General features: G+C 51.4%; 11 protein-coding genes. 4 read left to right on the top strand and 7 right to left on the bottom strand.

Annotation, left to right across the window (positions count from 1 at the left end):
- The first annotated feature begins 139 nt into the window (after positions 1-139).
- Both EHT25_RS25455 and EHT25_RS25450 read left to right on the top strand, forming a co-directional pair.
- Positions 140-1,381, top strand: a complete 1,242-nt coding sequence (locus EHT25_RS25455) for an alpha/beta hydrolase family protein (RefSeq protein ID WP_124878007.1) — start codon at positions 140-142, stop codon at positions 1,379-1,381.
- A 10-nt stretch (positions 1,382-1,391) separates the two neighbouring features.
- A complete protein-coding gene (locus EHT25_RS25450) occupies positions 1,392-1,862 on the top strand; it encodes a hypothetical protein (RefSeq protein ID WP_124878006.1) in 471 nt (156 codons plus the stop codon).
- Between the two features lie 71 nt (positions 1,863-1,933).
- On the opposite strand, the gene EHT25_RS25445 is transcribed toward EHT25_RS25450, so the two are convergent.
- The 5 genes from EHT25_RS25445 to EHT25_RS25425 all read right to left on the bottom strand — a co-directional run bounded on the left by EHT25_RS25445 (position 1,934) and on the right by EHT25_RS25425 (position 11,905).
- Positions 1,934-3,061 carry a mannonate dehydratase gene (locus tag EHT25_RS25445; protein WP_124878005.1) on the bottom strand — a complete coding sequence of 376 codons (1,128 nt, stop codon included), beginning with the start codon at positions 3,059-3,061 and terminating at the stop codon, positions 1,934-1,936.
- 202 nt (positions 3,062-3,263) lie between these two features.
- Positions 3,264-5,630: an ABC transporter permease gene (locus tag EHT25_RS25440; RefSeq protein WP_124878004.1), complete on the bottom strand. Its 2,367-nt coding sequence runs from the start codon at positions 5,628-5,630 to the stop codon at positions 3,264-3,266.
- Between the two features lie 161 nt (positions 5,631-5,791).
- On the bottom strand, positions 5,792-6,814 hold the full coding sequence (locus EHT25_RS25435; RefSeq protein ID WP_124878003.1) for a GntR family transcriptional regulator: 1,023 nt from the start codon (positions 6,812-6,814) through the stop codon (positions 5,792-5,794).
- 186 nt (positions 6,815-7,000) lie between these two features.
- Positions 7,001-9,409, bottom strand: coding sequence for an ABC transporter permease (locus EHT25_RS25430; RefSeq protein WP_124878002.1), 2,409 nt, complete (start codon positions 9,407-9,409; stop codon positions 7,001-7,003).
- A gap of 114 nt (positions 9,410-9,523) precedes the next feature.
- On the bottom strand, positions 9,524-11,905 hold the full coding sequence (locus EHT25_RS25425) for an ABC transporter permease (RefSeq protein ID WP_124878001.1): 2,382 nt from the start codon (positions 11,903-11,905) through the stop codon (positions 9,524-9,526).
- A 47-nt stretch (positions 11,906-11,952) separates the two neighbouring features.
- Here EHT25_RS25425 and EHT25_RS25420 point away from each other — a divergent pair, with 47 nt between their 5' ends.
- Both EHT25_RS25420 and EHT25_RS25415 read left to right on the top strand, forming a co-directional pair.
- Entirely contained in the window at positions 11,953-12,396 is a 444-nt protein-coding gene (locus tag EHT25_RS25420) for a hypothetical protein (protein ID WP_124878000.1), read from the top strand.
- Positions 12,397-12,414: 18 nt separating this feature from the next.
- Positions 12,415-12,861 carry a hypothetical protein gene (locus EHT25_RS25415; RefSeq protein WP_124877999.1) on the top strand — a complete coding sequence of 149 codons (447 nt, stop codon included), beginning with the start codon at positions 12,415-12,417 and terminating at the stop codon, positions 12,859-12,861.
- A 34-nt stretch (positions 12,862-12,895) separates the two neighbouring features.
- Here the strand turns inward: EHT25_RS25415 and EHT25_RS25410 are convergent, their stop codons facing one another.
- Complete coding sequence (locus EHT25_RS25410; protein ID WP_124877998.1) at positions 12,896-15,313, bottom strand: ABC transporter permease; 2,418 nt, start codon at positions 15,311-15,313, stop codon at positions 12,896-12,898.
- 100 nt (positions 15,314-15,413) lie between these two features.
- Positions 15,414-17,762, bottom strand: coding sequence for an ABC transporter permease (locus EHT25_RS25405; protein ID WP_124877997.1), 2,349 nt, complete (start codon positions 17,760-17,762; stop codon positions 15,414-15,416).
- Positions 17,763-17,873: the final 111 nt, after the last annotated feature.

Here is a 17,873-nt window from a genome sequence, read left to right as displayed (position 1 = left end):
CGATTCAAGGATTGTCCGATTTCGTACAACCACCTGTTCACTTGCGGACAGGCCAATTTAATAAGCCGGACGTGCAAAATCCCGCCCGCAATTCCTTACTTTCGGGACAAATTCCAATCCGGCTCCTAAACCGACATCCATGAAGTGGTTCCTCGTACTCCTGCTCCTGAGCACAACTGTTGGGCATGCCCAACACCAAAAGAAAACCGTCCCCCTCATCGACGCCAGCGTCATCAAAGTCGATTCGCTGTTGTGGGATTTGAAAGCCCTGAGCAAATCGCCCGCCGTCGAGTGGCTCAATCAAACCGGGCCTGTGCGTTCACTGCTGTACAAAGGTGTCGATTACGAAGGCAAACCCACCCAGGTTTTTGCGTACTATTCCAATCCTGACCTCATTCGGGGAAAACCGGTCGGCAAACGGACGTATCCGGGTGTCGTATTGATTCACGGCGGGGGTGGAAAAGCGTTCAAAGAGTGGGTGGAAAAATGGGCCGCCGACGGCTATGCCGCCATTGCGATGGATCTGGCCGGGAAAGGCTCCGACGGCCAACGACTCGCGCAGGCAGGTCCCGATCAGGGCGATGTCGATAAATTCTCCAAGCTGGAAAAAGCCGATCTCCGGGATATGTGGACGTTTCACGCGGTATCCAGCGCCATTCTCGCCCATTCGCTGCTGTTGAGTTTTCCGGAAGTCGATGCGACCAAAACCGCCGTGACGGGCATCAGTTGGGGCGGTTATTTGACCTGTCTCGTCGCCAGTCTCGACAATCGGTTTAAGGCGGCTGCACCGGTCTACGGCTGCGGTTTTTACAACGAATCGGACATTTTCAAAAAACCGATCGGGCAGCTTTCGGCGGGTAGCCAGCGGAAGTGGATGAAGTTTTTCGATCCTTCGACGTATTTGCCGTACGCCCAGCCGCAGTTTCTGTTCGTCAATGGCAACACCGACCGGTTTTACAACGTCGTTCCCTACCACAAAACCTACAGCCTGATTGCTCCGGCCAGGCGGACGATGTGCCTGATTCCGGACATGAAACACGGCCACGAAGCGGGCTGGGTTCCGCACGAAATCCGGTATTTCTTCGAAAGCGTCCTGAACGAGCGCGTTCCGCTGGTGCAGGTTTCGCCGGTTTCCGTGCAGGACTCTACGCTGCGTTTGTCGTACCAATCGCCGGTTTCGGTATTAAGTGCGGAGTTTTATTATTCCAACGACACCACCTCGCTAAACGAACAGCGGGTCTGGTCGAAACAAAAAGGAATCGTTGATCCGAAAAACCGGACGATTTCGAGCACACGGCCAAAAGAAGGATTCAAATACGGTTTTTTCTACCTGAAAGACCACCGGAATGTGGGGGTTTCGAGCACTTTTTTAATTAAATGAACAAGTAATAATGAAAAATGAACAAGTAATAAACCGTCGCATTCCGTCGGTTTTACTGCTTTTTTGGGCACTGTATCTCTCGCTGGTTCTGGTGAGTAACACCGCCGACGCGCTGAAGGCGCTGGGCATTTTATCGTCGGATGCGGTTTTCGTGTCGGGGAATTTCGACCTGATTCAGAAGGTGGTCAGCATTTATCATTCGCCGGGCTGGCTGGCCGGGTTGCTGTACGCGGGGGTTCTCGGCTGGCAAACCGCCGGTAGTATTCTGCTCTGGCAAGCGTTTGTCGCCGACATGCGGCAAAAGCCTGGTCATAAAACCGCTGCCGTTCGGGCCCTGACCGCTTTGATTGGCTTATGGGCGGCTTTCCTTCTCTCCGACGAGTTTTTCCTGGCCTACGAAATGCCCGGTTTATCAAACACGCACTTTAACCTGCTCATTGCCAGCATTGCAACCGCGATTGCGGTTCGGATGGATAATTAACAATGAACAATTAATAATAAATAGCTGACTCACACTTTACACTATTCATTATTAATTGTTCATTTTAAATTTTAACCCTTTCGCTTGCTCACCGCATCCATGAGTCCCCGCGTGTAGCCGAGGGCGTAGAGGGTGCCGATGGTGCTGTAACCGGGGTGTTCGTTGCTGTCGCCGTACATCGTCGGGACGTGGTCGGGTCGGATGGCGCCCTTGAAACCGATGTCGTAATAGGCTTTCATGGCCTGATACATGTCGATGATGCCCTCGTCGTGGAAGGTTTCTTCAAAGGCAAACTTGCCGCCCCGGACGTTTCGGAAGTGAACGAAGTGTATTTTCTTCCGTTTTCCGAAGTATTCGATCAGCGTCGGAATATCGTCGCCCATCAACGCAAAATTGCCCTGACACATCGTAATGCCGTTGCTCGGACTGGGGTAGAGTTCCAATAGCTTTTTGAAGGAATCGACGGTATTCATGATGCGCGAAATGCCCCGCACGCTGTCCACCTGCGGATCGTCCGGGTGCATCGCCAGTTTCATGCCGACTTTCTCCGCTTCCGGCACGACGGCTTTCAGAAAATACGCCAGATTTTTCCAGAGCGTTTCTTTCGACACTTCGCCGTATGGGGTTGGCGGCAGATTCATGATCGCTTCGTAATCGAAGGCCGTCACCAGCGCCCCACCCCGGCCCGGTCGGTCGTTCTGCGTTCGGTACCAGCCAATTACCGGCATCCAGTTGTAGCAAATCGTATCGATTCCGACCTGCGTCAGGTTTTTCATCAGTGTGATAAAATTCGCGATTTCCTCATCCCGACCCGGCAGTCCCAGCTTGGTTTTTTCGCCCAGCGAAGGAGGCCCTTCGATCACACGCAGTTTCAATCCCACCTTGTCCCAGGCTTCTTTCACGGCCAAAACCGCCTGGTGTTCCCAGGGCTTGACGTCCTTCAGGCCAACCATGGCCGGGCTGATTCCGCCCACGGCCCCGAGCACGTCCATTTGCTTCGTGAGGGCGATTTTCTGCGCATTCATCCCGCTGAAATACGCTTCGCATAGTTGCATCCCCGCATCCCGGACGAGAGTACGCGGGCGGTTTTTCTCCACCCATTGCGAAGACGCTGCGGCCTGTGCAGCCGGGATTCCGCCCACCGTCAGGGCAGCGAGGGAAGTAGTTTTTTTGAGGAAGGTTCTGCGGGAGTTTTTCATCTTGAACTGCCGGGCGGCCCCGTGGGATTACGCGGATTAAAGGATTAAGAGGATGTAAAAATACTCCAACTTATTCCTTTTTAATCCGCATACTCTAAGCTGTGTCAGCGGTTCGATCAAGACATTTAAAAGATATAAACGCAAAGAAGCGACCCCACAAACATCCTGTTAATCCTTTAATCCGCGTAATCCCGGTTCAGATTTATTCCGTCTTCAAACTCTTCACCGGATTCATCAGCGCGGCTTTGATGCTCTGGAAACTGATAGTAAACAGCGCAATGGCGAGCGACGCCAGTACGGCAACGGCCAGCATCCACCATTCGATGTCGATGCGGTTCGTCGCAAACTTTTCCAGCCAGCTATCCATCGCCCACCAGGCCACCGGCAGCGCCACCACCGACGACAGCAGAACCAGCACCAGGAAATCTTTGGAGAGCATCAGCACGATGTTGGTAATGCTGGCCCCCAGCACTTTTCGGATGCCAATTTCCTTGGTGCGCTGCTCGGCCGTGAAAGCCGCCAGCCCGAACAGGCCCAGACAGGAGATAAAGATGGCCAGAAACGCGAAGTAGTTCGCCAGTTTGCTGATGATGTTCTCGCTCTTGTAGTTGTTGCCAAACTCCTGATCCGTGAATTTGTATTCGAACGGATACCGGGGATTAAACTTCCGGAACGTGCTTTCCAGATTTTCCAGTGCCTCTTTCGTGCGGCCTTTTTCGGCCCGAATCAGCACCACGCCGTCGAATTCTTTCCGCTGCATGTGCAAAATGAGCGGTTCGATGGCGACGTGCAGCGAATTGATGTGGTAGTTTTTCACGACGCCCACGATGATGCCTTTGCGCCCCCAGAACGTCAGCTCCTGACCAATCGGATTCTTGTAGCCAATCTTCCGCGCCGACTCTTCGTTGATGATGTAATTGGTGGTATCGGTTCCGTAGTCGGGCGAAAACTCCCGGCCTTCCTTGAGCCGGATGTCCATTGCCTTGAGGTAATCGTAATGCACGGCGGTCTGGTTGAACAAAATCCGCTGCGTGGTATCTTTGCCACGCCAGTTGACGCCAATCGTCGAGCTACCGACTTCCAGCGGGTCCGACCACGATGCCGAAACCGATTTGATCCCCGGCTGTGTCAGCAGTTCGCTGCGGAACGTCGGGTAATTCTTTTTCAAATCCCCTTCCAACGGCATATACACCAGGTTTTCTTTGTCAAAGCCCAGGTTTTTGGTCTGAATGTAATGAATCTGCCGGTAAATGATGATCATGCCGACAATCAGCATAATGGACAGCGAAAATTGAAAAACCACCAGTCCTTTGCGGAAAAACGTCGCGCTTGGTTTGAATTTCAGAACACCTTTCAACACGACGACCGGTTTTAACGAGGAAAGGAATAAGGCGGGGTAACTGCCTGATACCAAACCGGTCAAAAGCGTCAGTGCCAGTAAAACCAGCCAGAAAAACGGATCGGCAAACCGGAACGTCAGGTGTTTCTCCGTCAACTCGTTAAAAACCGGGAGTACCATCGCCACGACCAGTATGGCGACGAATAGTGCCAGAAACGAAATCAGCAGCGACTCACCCACAAACTGGCCCATCAGCGACTGCCGCATGGCACCCACTACCTTCCGGACGCCCACTTCCTTCGCCCGTTTGACCGACCGCGCCGTGGCCAGGTTCATGAAATTGATGCAGGCAATGACCAGAATAAAAACCGCTACGATGATGAATAACCGCACGTACTCGATCCGTCCGCCATCGAGCTTTCCGTTCTTAAAATTGGAATGCAGGTACGCGTCGCTGTTTTTTTGCAGAAACAGCTCAATGTTGTTGGTCTGCTTATTGGTTTTCTGCTTGATGTAATCCTTGATTTTGGCCGAAACTTTCTCCGAATCCGCTTTTTTATTGAGCAACACGAACGCCCGTGGACCGTTGTTCCCCCACTCTTTCACCCAGGCATTGTATTTGACAAACCGCTCCCACGACATCAGGTAATCGAATTTCAGGGACGTATGTTCGGGCAATTCGCCGACTACGCCGGTCACCATCATGTCGTCGGTATTATCGACGCGAATCACTTTTCCAAGCGCATCCTGATGGGGAAAGTATTTCTGCGCCAGTTTTTCGGAAATCACAATGGCGTCGGGGCGCGCCAGGGCGGTTCGGGCGTCGCCCTGCTTGAGCGGGAACGAAAAAATGGTCAGGAAATCACCGCTGGCAAACCGGCCTTTTTCCTTACCAAACGTATTGCCCACCGTCAGCAGCATGTTCTGTTCCCAGGTCATCATGGCGGCTTTTTCGACCTCGGGGAAATCTTTTTTCAGGTTTTCGGCCAGAATACCGGGTGTCGAAGGAGTCGTGCTGACGTCCTGCCCGGCCCAGGCCTGATTTTCCATCACCCGAAAAATCCGCTCGTCGTTCGCGTGAAACTGGTCCATCGCGAGCTCATCCTGCACCCACAGCAGGATAATCAGGCTACAGGCCATGCCCAGTGCCAGACCGAGGATGTTGATTAAAGAAAACGTTTTGTTGCGCTGCAGATTACGCCAGGCAATTTTGAGGTAGTTGCGGAACATAGGCTGTTGGAAGTTAGCAAAAAACCGGGAAAGCACTGTAAGGATGAATTTCGTCCGGTATTCGTTGCATGCCAGCGCTTTCATTTTCAAAAACTTACGAATCTCTGCCGAATGGTCGTTGACTGCCGTCGCGGATTTACCTGCGTCGGTTTTCGGGGCGATTACAGCGATTGCCGCAGAATCAACCGGCCCGGATTCGCAATTTTTACCCGGCTCCGTTCGGTCAGCAACTGCCCGGCGGTTTGGCCCATTTGGGCAAAATCGGTTGAAATGACTGTAATTCCGCCCGCCAGAATTTCTTTCACCGGCGTTTCATCGTAGGAAATCAACCCGACATCCTGTCCGAGTTGCCAGTTCATCCGGTTAGCGTGTTTGATAAACTGAATCATGTCGCGGTCGGCATACAGCAAGTAGGCTTCGCCCGGCTGAATAAGTTCATCGTGGTAATTATCGACAACGACGCACGCCATACCGCTTTCTTCCCCAAACCGTCGAAAACCGGCCAGCGTACCCGGCGGAATGTATTGAAAATGCGCTTTGGACTGCACCAGCGTTACTTTCCGATACCGTCGCAGCTTTGGCAAACCGGCCTTCAGTGCTTCGTAAATATCTTTTTCAAAGTCCTGATAAACAGCAGCATAATCGCCCGTTAAATCCGGCATCGCCTGATCGATCAGCAGGAGTTTATCGCGGGGAATCTGACTCACAATGTCCGATACATCAGCTTCAAAATGCGGCATAATGACGTAGGCATTGTAACGCCCTAGCCCATTCCGGATCAGGCTTTCAAACACCTGCGGATTATAGTGATGAAAAAAGATGCTCAGTGCCGCATCGGCTGGCAGTGCCGCTTTCAGGGCTTCGTAGAGCATTTCCTTGAATGCGTTCAGTGTATCAAAAATGACGAGGACATTCAGCGATGTCCGCACGTCGGTGCTGGCCACGTAAAAACCCTTCCCGTGCTGCGACCGAATGACTCCGCGTTGCCGGAGTTCTTCGTACGCTTTGGCGACGGTAACCTTACCAACTCCTTGTTTATCAGCCAATTCGCTAATCGAAGGCAGTTGCTGGCCATGCCCCAATGTCCCTTTTTCGATTGCCGCCAAAACGGAATCAATCAGTTGCTGGTATTTAGGAATCCCATCTTTCGTAATGGTTGGCCAGGCCAGCGAAATGTCTTCCATTCGGAACTATCAATTTTACCTGCTCTACGTTGTCCCGTAACAATCCATACGGTTTTACACAAAAATAGATAGAGTAGAGCACAGTAGAGAGATAATTCACGGATTAAGTTTTTACTTTTCTGCCGATTCGGCAGAAAAGTAAAAACCGCACGAACGGCAATTCATTTTTAGCGACCCTGTAACAGGTCATTCGCTTTTCAGACTCTTCACCGGGTTCGACAAAGCAGCTTTCAACGACTGGAACGAAACCGTCGCCAAAGCGATCAGAATCGCCAACGCTCCTGCCAGCACAAATACCCACCATTCGATATCGATGCGGTAGGCGAAATCCTGCAACCACCGGCTGATGGCGTACCAGGCAATGGGCGAGGCAATGACAATGGCGATCAGGACGAGTTTCAGGAAATCGCGGGAAAGCAGCGCAATAATACCGGATACGGAAGCGCCCAGCACTTTGCGAATGCCGATTTCCTTGATGCGCCGTTCGGCCGAAAATGAGGCCAACCCGAACAAACCGAGACAGGAAATAATGATGGCCAGCGAAGCCAGAATACCCACAATTTCGCTCACCTGGCTGTCGGCCCGGTACATTTCCGCGAAATGTTCGTCCAGAAATGTATAGTCGAACGGTTGATCGGGCGCGAGTTTCGTCCAGACCGATTTCACGTACGCAATGGCGGCCGAAGCGTTTTTTCCACTGATCTTCACCGACATTTCACTGAATCCCCAATCTTTCTGATCAAAAATGCAAAGCGTTTCGATTTTGTGGTGCAATGAGTTGAAATTGAAGTCTTTCGCTACGCCGACAATTCGTCCCGTTGAATCCATTCCGCCGAAGCCAAAATTACGGCCAATCAGCGATTGCATCGTGGCTTTGGGCTGCTCTTTCAGGAGTTCTTTAGCCAGCGTTTCGTTGATGATATACGCCTTTCCGTTGTCGGTTTTGCTGTCTTTTAAAAAATTCCGACCGGCAATAATCTTAATTTTATACAGCGTCAGGTAGTCGGGATCGACAATCACTTGTGAGGTTGCCATTTCCCGAACCGGCCCGTCGCCGTGGAATTTAACGCCGGTCTGGTGCAGGTTATTTCCAAGCCGCTGTTGTGACGCCGTTACACCCGATACGAGTGAGTTGGTCAGTAATTCCTGTTTCAGCGCGTCGTATTTCGGATTGGTCAGCGAATTGAGCGGAATAACCATTACCTGATCACGAATGAAGCCGGGGTCCTGGTCCTGCATAAACCGCAATTGTTTCACCACAAAAGCCGTCGCAATGATCAGAAAAACCGCTCCGGTAAATTGCCCGATGACCAGCATATTCCGGAAAGAACCTTTGTTTCTGCCGATTTCTAAATTGCCTTTGAGCACTTTGGTGGGTTGGTAGGCCGACAGAAAAAAGGCCGGATAAATTCCGGAAATGAGTCCGATTAAAACCGCAAAGCCAGTCAATAAAAGCAGCAATCCCGGACTACTCAGCAACGATAACGTCAGTTCCCGCTGGCTTAATTGGATGACAAAAGGAAGAAATAATTGAACCAGTAAAACCGCAAAAGCCAGGGCAATAAATGACAGCAAAATCGATTCACCGATAAACTGAGCCGCCAGTTGCGGTCGTTCGGCACCCACCGATTTCCGAATGCCCACTTCTTTCGCCCGCCCGGACGATTTTGCCGTCGACAGATTCATGAAATTGATGCAGGCAATCAGCAAAACAATGATCGCAATGACCGAAAAAACGTACGTGTAATTCTTGTCGAATTTATGAAAATTGATGTAATCGTGGGTGATATCCACCGAGTTATTATGCACCTCGCTCAACGGCTGGAGAAACAGGACGTAAAATTTCCAGCCTTCGCCATTCATGTGGCTTTTGAGGAATACCGGAAATTTTTTCTCCAGGGCCTCAACGTCGGTATCCTTCGCCAATTCCAGGTACGTCACCAGCCAGTTTCCACCCCAGTTATTCATGGCATCGGCTTTGACAAACGAATTAAACGAGAATAATCCGTCGAACTGCAAATGCGAATTTTTGGGCGTATTTTCGAGAATACCGGTCACTTTAAAACTGATCGTATCGGAATCATACCGAACCAGCGTTTTTCCGATTGGATCGTCATTTCCAAAAAAACGAGCCGCACTTTCTTCCGTCAATACGACGCTGTTCGGGTCTTTCAGAATCGTTTTCGGATCGCCTTTCACCAGTTTAAAATCGAATAGATCCAGAAAGGTCGAATCGGCCCATAACATGTCGGGAATGACGATCTTTTTACTGTTATACGTCAGGGCCACTTTTTTCTGGGGTCGAACCCGGACGAAATTGCGAATCTGCGGGTATTCTTTCTTCAGCGTCGGCCCCATCGGGAACATGGACAACGCCACATTCTGCGGTGCTACCATGCCCGGAAATTTCTGCACTTCGTCGAGCCGGTAAATGTTCTTTTTGTGCATACCATCGAAACTTCGCTCGTAATTCACGAACAGCAGGATCATGATACAGGCCGCCATTCCAATGGCCAGACCAACGATGTTAATGGCTGAAAAAACCTTGTTTTTCCACAAATTCCGCCAGGCGATTTTTAGATAGTTCTGTAGCATAGTTGTAAACGTCTTGAACTGGGATTACGCGGATTAAAGGATTAAGAGGATGGCTGCCGCAATCTTATTTTTATATCCTCTTAATCCTTTAATCCGCGTAATCCCAGTTCAGATTTATTCATTTCGAAGTGAGGTAACCGGATTCGTCAACGCGGCTTTGATGGATTGCGCCGAAACCGTCAGCAGAGCGACCAGCCCGGCCAGCCCGCCCGCCAACGCAAACGTTCCCCAGCCAATGGTAATTTTGTATTCATAATCCTGTAAAAAGCGATTCATGACGTACCAGCCAATTGGTGCGGCAATGGCAAAAGCGACCAGCAGGAGCTTCAGAAAATCCTTCGACAACAAGGAGATGATGCTCGCAACCGTCGCTCCAAGCACCTTGCGGACACCAATCTCTTTCGTACGTTGCGTAACCACAAACGAGACCAGACCGAACAAACCCAGACAGCCGATCAGAATGCCAACGACGGCAAAGAGTGTCAGAAAGTTGGTCATTTTGCGTTCGTCGTCATAGAAATTCTTCAAATCCTGATCCAGAAAGCTGGCTTCAAAATAGTAGTTGGGGAAAACCGCTTTCCAGTGTTGTTCAATGTGTTGCAACGCCTTCGGCTGCTGCTTCGGGTCGATCCGGATGCTGGCCAGTTGAAAATTCCAGTCGGCATACAGGAAAATGTGCGGCACGATGGTCGATCGCAGGCTCTGCGAATGGTAATCTTTCACCACGCCCATCACCGTAAACGGCTGATTTCCGTCGAGATCAATTCGTTCGCCAATCGCTTTTTCCGGATTTTGATAACCCAAATCCCGAGCGGTTTTTTCATTGATGATGGCAACAGCGTTCGTATCAGCCCGCGTCCATGAGCGGCCCGCTACCAGCGGAATTTTGAAGAAATGGAAGTAATTCGTATCCACATATTGCATGCGGAAGGTCTGCTCGCCATTGGGCAGGTTGCGATGATGAATGGTTCGCCACCACCAGTTGTGGTCACTCGAGGGGGTGGTCAAGGCAAAAGCCACATCTTTCACTTCCGGGTGATCAAGCAATTGCCGCCGGAACCGTTCCCGTAAAACCACATTGCCCCGATCCGGCATGTTGACCGTAACAATCGCTTTTTTATCGAACCCCAGGTCGGTTTCGTAGAAATACCGGATCTGCTTCGTGCCAATCAAGGTGCAGATAACCAGCACCTGCGCGATAACAAACTGGGTGACAACCAGCGACGAACGCAGCGAAATACCGTTGGGCCGGGCCAGAAAAAACCGTCCCCGCAACACCTTCACCGGTTGAAAACCGGACAGCACCAAAGCCGGATATAAACCCGCCAAAAAAGTAACGATAAGGCTCAGGAGCAGTAGAAACGCAATAGTCCCGCCATCCCAAATCGGCGACTGCGCGACCTGCGTGTTCAGCAACTGGTTGGCATACGGAATGAGCTGGGTAGCCAGCAACGCTCCCAAACCGATGGCGGCAAAAACCAGAAAAGCCGTTTCTCCGAAAAACTGCTGCATTAACTGGTTCCGGCTGCTGCCCAACACTTTCCGAACCGCAATTTCGCGGCTACGCTGAACGGCCTGCACCGTGGCCAGATTGATAAAATTGATGCAGGCAATCACAATCAGGAATAAACCGATAGCGACCAGGGTATTGAGCATCCACTGTGGAATGACGTAATTGAACGGATCGGGATCGGATTCCGTGTTGCGATGCACTTCCGTGATCGGCAGCAATTCGTAGGCAATCGTCGCGGATTCATTCTGGTGTTGCAAGGCCAGTTTTTTCAAAACCGCTTCTACAGTCGAGGGTGAAACGCCCGGTTTCAGGACGACATAGCCGTGGTGCATCGAATCGCCCCCGCCCCAGTATTCCTCGTTGTTGTATTCGTGCTGGATGCGTTTCAGCGTTTCGCGGGACGCCAAAAGCTGGAATTGAAACTCCGAGTTGGCCGGTGCTTTTCGAATAATGCCCGACACGACCAGATCAAACTGGTTATTGTAGCGGATGGTTTTGCCAATAGGATCGCTATTTTTGAAAAACCGCCGGGCTGTTGGCTCGTCCAGCACGACCTGAAACGGCTGACTGAGCGATTGCCGCGCCGAGCCCTGGACCCACTCCAGGTCGATCATGTCCAGAAACTGCGGAGGTACGAAGAAAACGTGTTTAAGATTAAAAACCGTCTGCCCTACCCGTAGTCCATCCGAATCGAACCCGTAAGCATTGGCCGCATTCTCAACCCCCGGCACTCGCTCATTGAGCGCCTTGATGACGCCATGCGGAACGGACGTTCCCTTCTCACCAAACTTGTCCTTCGCAATGATCCGATACAGCCGGTCAGCCTTCGCGTGATACCGGTCAAAGCTGTATTCAAATCGCACAATCCAGAACAAAACGATGGCCACGCCCAGCCCCAGCGTCAGTCCGACGAGGTTGATCAGCGCGTAATTCCGGTTCCGAATCAGGCTGCGCCAGGTGGTTTTGAGGTAATTGCGAAGCATAAAAAAATACAGTAGATTTGGTAAATGACTTTGTTAATTGTACAGCCATGTATACTATAAAATACGATCTTTCAATGGTGCACAAAGATGAAATGGGTGTTAACGCACCAATGGATCATCAACGAATCATTAGCAAACTGAACGCCGGTCTTGGCAAACTCTTTTACTACGACAAGACCATCTCGCTTGAGCCACTACCCGAAACCATGATTGATCCGGATCGCACCAGTCCTACCCCCGACCTGCTCCTTTACGATAACCAGATCGATCGCGTTCTCATCGTCATTGAAATTTGCCATACCATTGGTTTAAAAAGAGACCTTCAAAAGATTTATTCAATGATCGAAAACGATCAGTACGACATTCTCGAAGGCTTCGTCTTCAATTACAAAACCGCCGAATGGTTTCGCTATCGCAAAGGCGACGGCGGTTTAGCGGAATCTTCTTCCTTTTCCGAAATCCTGCAACTCGATTTGAATTCCTTTTTATAATCTTTTAGAATCTGCTTTATGTATTTCCCATCCACCAATCCGCTATCAATGGTTCAGGAAGACCAGGGCGTTTGGGCTCCTGTCGATCACCAGCGGGTTATTGCCAAGTTAACGATGGGTTTGGGTGTCCTCTTCCACCGCGAAAAAACCATTCATCTGGAACCGCTTCCCGAAACCATGCTCGATGAAGGCAAAGTGAGCCTGGTTCCGGACATTCTGCTACGTGACAATGAAACCGCCCAGACACCCATCATCATCGAAATATGTCATACCAATGGATTAAAAGCTGATTTACACAAAGTTATCCAGTTAATTGATGACGGTTTCTATGGCATCCTCGAAGGATTCATTTACGATTACAGAACTTATCAATGGCTCCGCTACCGCAAAGGTGACGGCAGCCTGACCGAAAATTCGTCCTTCTCCGAAATCCTCCAACTCGATTTGAATTCCTTTTTGAATTGATTTATAGGAACGCAGCCCAGGTCGCATTCCTATCTCACTCCGTTCTTAAACTCTTCACCGGGTTCATCAACGCGGCTTTGATGCTTTGGAAACTCACCGTCACTAAGGCAATGGCACCCGCCATCACGCCCGCTATGGCAAACATCCACCACTGAATCTCAATCTTATACGCAAAATCCTGCAACCACTTGTCGGTAAAATACCAGGCAATGGGCGCGGCAATCACCAAAGCAAGGAAGACCAGTTTCAGAAACTGGAACGAGAACAACCCGAAAATGTGCGAGACAGAAGCCCCCAGGACTTTCCGGATGCCGATTTCCTTCGTCCGCGATTCGGCCATGAAGGCGACTACCCCATATAACCCCAGACAACCGATAAAAATGGCGATACCGGCCAGCAGGCGGAACAGCGCATACTGCCGTTCTTCGGCCGCGTAGAAATCGGCAATCGTTTTGTCCAGGTAATCGTATTTGAACAGGAATTCCGGAAAGGTTTCCGACCAGGCCGCCCCCACTTTCGCCATCGTCTCGCTCACCTGCGCCGAATTGCCGGACACCTGAATGCCCAGATTTCCATAAGCATCCCGGTGCGTTGTGATGATGCACGGTTCGGTATCCTGATGCAGCGAATTGGTGTTAAAGTTTTTGACCACACCCACCACCGGAATTCGCCGACCGTTTAGCTCAATCAGTTTACCCAGAATCTGGTCCGGTTTTTTCAGGCCCAGTTTCGTCATAAACTTCTCATTGACAACGGCTTCCCGCATGGTATCTGCCGGTAAATTGACCCTCCCGGCCATCAGTTTCAAGCCGAATGTCCGAACATAGGATGTATCCGCTGGCCGCATGACAACGCTGTAATCCTCGTATTTTTCGCGGTTTTCGTAGCGGAAACCGGTCCACCAGTTGCCCCGGGCCGAGGGCGATGAAATCCCGAAACTCATCGAACCAATGCCGGGCAGTCCCGTTAGTTTGGCCCGCAATGCTTCCAGTTGCCCCGGATTTTTCTCCGGGATTGGCACCATCACAATGGCATCCTTGCGGAAACCCAGATCGGCGTTCCGGAAATAATCCATCTGATTGTAGACGATCACCGTACCGATGATCAGGGTTTGCGAAATCGTAAACTGAAGCACGATCAGGCTCCGGCGCAGCGCCAGTTGCCCACTCCCCGACCCTCGCATTTTGCCTTTCAACGCCAAAACCGGCTGATAACCCGACAACACCAGTGCGGGATAGAAACCCGCCAGAATCGTTGTAAAAACCGCCAGCACAACGACGAAAATCAAAACCGTCGGATCGTTGAACAGCGTGGCTTGTAATTTCACATTCAGCAGTTCGGCAACGGGTGCCAACGAAAAATTGGCAATCAGCAGGGCCAGCAAAACCGCCACACCGGTCAGAAAACCGGTTTCGCCCAGAAATTGCCGCACCAGTTGCAAGCGCGAACTTCCGAGCACTTTCCGCACGCCCACTTCTTTCGACCGCCGGATGGCCTGTGCCGTGGCCAGATTGACGAAGTTAACGCAGGCTGTGATCAGCAGAAAAAGACCAATCAGGGCCATGGCCCAGATCATCTCCTTGCCGATCGTCCGTTCGCTGTAGTTACTCAATTCGGTGCTGTAGTGAATTTCCGTCAGCGGGTCCAGTTCATAAAGCTGGTTTTTGGCATCATCCCCTTTCACGTATTTGTGAAGAAAGGGAACCAGTTTGCGTTCCATAGCCTCCGCCGAGGTGTTTTCGGGCAACATCAGGTAAAGTTGCGCCCCGCTGTAGGAGGAGCCCCAATCGTCCCAATTGGTGTTGGCACCGTATTGCTTCAATGAGGCAAACGACACCAGCATCTGAAACGGAATGCTGCTGGTCACCGGCGGATTTTGCACCACGCCCGACACCAGTACATCCAGTTTATTATTGATCTTCAGCTTTTTACCCATTGGGTCGGCCTCGCCAAAATACTTGTGCGCCAGTTGCTCCGACAGCACCACCGTGCCGGGGCGATTCAATGCAGTGGCCGGATTACCGCTGATCCACTGGTAATCAAACAGACGGAAATATTCCGGTTCGGCAAAAGCAGCAACTCCGCTCGCTTCCTGAAACCGGCGCATCGTTCCCTTCGCCCGAACGTCTTCAGCGGCTACCAGCGGCCCATGGAGATCGTGGATAAACGTCACCTGGTGTTTTAATTCCGGGAAATCATTGCGCAGGGCCGCCAGCAGCGGAAGCGGGATTCCCACATTATACCCGTCCCGCGGTTTGGTGAAGTGCCGCACCAGCCGGTACGTCCGGTCCGCGTTGGCGTGGTGTCGATCAAAACTCAACTCGTACCGAATCACAATGAACAACAGCAGGCAGCACGCCAGGCTGAGCGTCAGTCCAATAACGTTGATAACGGAATAGTTCCAGTTGCGCTGAAATGCGCGGAAGGCGGTGAGAAGATAGTTTTTTAGCATTGTTGTTGTAAGAATGAACAATTAATAATGAACAATGAACAGGATAACCTGCTGACAGTCACGATTAATTGCCCGTTATTAATTATTACTTGTTCATTGTTCATTCCGACCGAAGTGAGGTCACTGGATTCGTTAAAGCGGCTTTGACCGACTGATAACTAACCGTTAAAAAGGCAATTACGCAGGCCAGTAGACCCGCCGTTACGAAGAGCCACCAGGATAATTGGACGCTGTACTGAAACGTCTCGAGCCATTTCGAAACCGCCCACCACGCCAGCGGAGACGCCAGCGCCATTGCCACCATCACCAGTTTCATGAAGTCTTTCGAGGTCAGCGCAACCAGACTACCCACCGACGCGCCCAGCACTTTCCGGACGCCAATTTCCTTTTTCCGCTGCTCCGCCGTAAAAGCCGCCAGCGCAAACAGACCCAGGCATGAGATCAGGATCGCCAGCGTTCCGAAGTAGTTGATCAGCGTATTGACCTGCTGCTCACTGCGGTACATGCGCTCGTAGGCATCGTCCAGAAAATGGTATTCAAATGGATAATCGGGGTTGAACTCTTTCGTCGCCCGTTCCAGTTCGGCGATGGCTTCGGCGGTTTTGCCTTTTTCGGGGCGCACCAGCAGGTAGCTCGTATTCACCGGAATCAGCGTCAGCACCAGGGGCGTAATCGGGCTGTGCAGCGATTGGAGGTGGAAGTCTTTCATGACGCCAATGATCGGTCCTTTGCCCATCCAGAACCCCACCTGTTGCCCCACCGGGTTTTTCATGCCCATCATTTTGGCAGCGGCTTCGTTGATGATGTACGAGGCCGAATCGGCTTTCCGGTTGCTCGAAAAATCCCGCCCGTCGGCCAGCCTGATGTTCATGGTTTTCAGGAAATCGTACCCCACCGACATGGTCGACACGTTGGAGTTCTGATCCGGCTTTTTACCGGGCCAGGTCAGATCCCCGGAAGTCGCTTCAATGTTCATGGGCAGGCTCATACTTGCCGATGCCGATGCAATGAAAGGCGACCGGATCAATTCCTGCCGAAAGGTTTCCATCCGCTTGTACGTTTCGTTTTCCAGCGGCACATACACCACGTTTTCGCGATCGAGCCCCAGGTTAATGGTGCGGATATAGTCCATCTGGTATTCCACGGCCAGCATGCCGATGATCAGAAAAATGGACAACGTAAATTGAAAAATAACCAGCGCCCGGCGGAAAAGAGCCGCCCCAACGCCAAATTTCAGGGTTCCTTTCAGAATGCGGATCGGCTGGAGCGACGAAAGAAACAGGGCTGGATAACTGCCCGATACGAAACCGGTGATCAGCACCAGCACCAGCATACCTGCCCACAGCATCGGGTTCCGTAGATCCAGGACGAGCTGTTTGGCAAAAACCGCATTGAATGTGGGCAGCACCAGCACCACAAATGCCACCGCCAGCAAAACCGCCAGCAGGCTCGTCAGCACCGACTCACTGATAAATTGCCCGATCAGCGACGAGCGCAGCGCCCCAACCACCTTCCGAACCCCTACTTCCTTCGCCCGCACGGCCGAACGGGCCGTTGCCAGGTTCATGAAATTCACGCAGGCAATCAGGAGAATGAACACGGCCACCAGCGCAAAAATCCGGACGTACTCGATGCGTCCGCCCACTGCTTTCCCATCTTCGTAGTCAGCGTAGAGATATACCTCCTTCATGGGCTGGAGAATCAGCGTCGGCGCTTCTTTCCAGTCGGTATTCCGCCGGAAAATCGTTTTCATGTTGGCTTCGGCCTTGGCCGGTGTCGCCTTATTATCCAGTCGCACGTAGGTCAGGAACGAAAAATTCCCCCAGGTTTTTTTCCAGTCCTGTTCCTGTACATCGTAATTGATCAGCCAGTCGAACCGCACCGTCGAATTGCTCGGAATGTCTTCGAGAACCGCTCCCACGGTGTAATACGTCGTGTTGTCGAAATGCAACCGCTTGCCCACAGCGTGGGTCGTTCCGAAGAATTTTTCGGCGATCTTGCGGGTAATGATGATCTGATCCGGCTTGGAATGCGCCATCAGCGGGCTGCCCGCAATCGCCGGAAAATCGAATACCAGAAAGAAGTCTTTGGTCGCGAAAAAACCCTTTTCCTTCGTCGATTTTTCGCCCACCTTGACGAGTTTTTCTTCGGGGAACTGCACTTTGGTCGCGTACTGAACTTCCGGAACATCGCGCTTCAGGGCGCCAACCACCGGACCCGGCGTCAGCGTGCCGGTGTACGTTTTGCCTTCGCTGACACTGTTCGTCCGCACAAAGTAGATGTCATCGAGATGCGGCAAAAACCGGTCATAGCTGAGCTCGTCGTTCACCCACAGGCCAATCAGCAGGCTGCACGACATGCCCAGCGCCAGCCCGAAAATGTTGATAAACGAGTAAAGACGGTTTTTGAGCAGGCTCCGCCAGGCAATCTTGATGTAATTTCGTAGCATGGGTTAAGAAGGATGGTCAATCGTTCCCATTCTCTCCCAAACGGTATACCAGAAAAAACAACCTATTAACTGTCAATATCTTACATTCCCGTTGATCAAATAAAATGTCCG

The sequence above is a fragment of the Larkinella rosea genome, from assembly GCF_003858635.1.
GTDB classification, from domain to species: domain Bacteria; phylum Bacteroidota; class Bacteroidia; order Cytophagales; family Spirosomataceae; genus Larkinella; species Larkinella rosea.
Note: the sequence above shows the minus strand (reverse complement) of the source record. Positions and strands in the feature narration are given on the sequence as shown.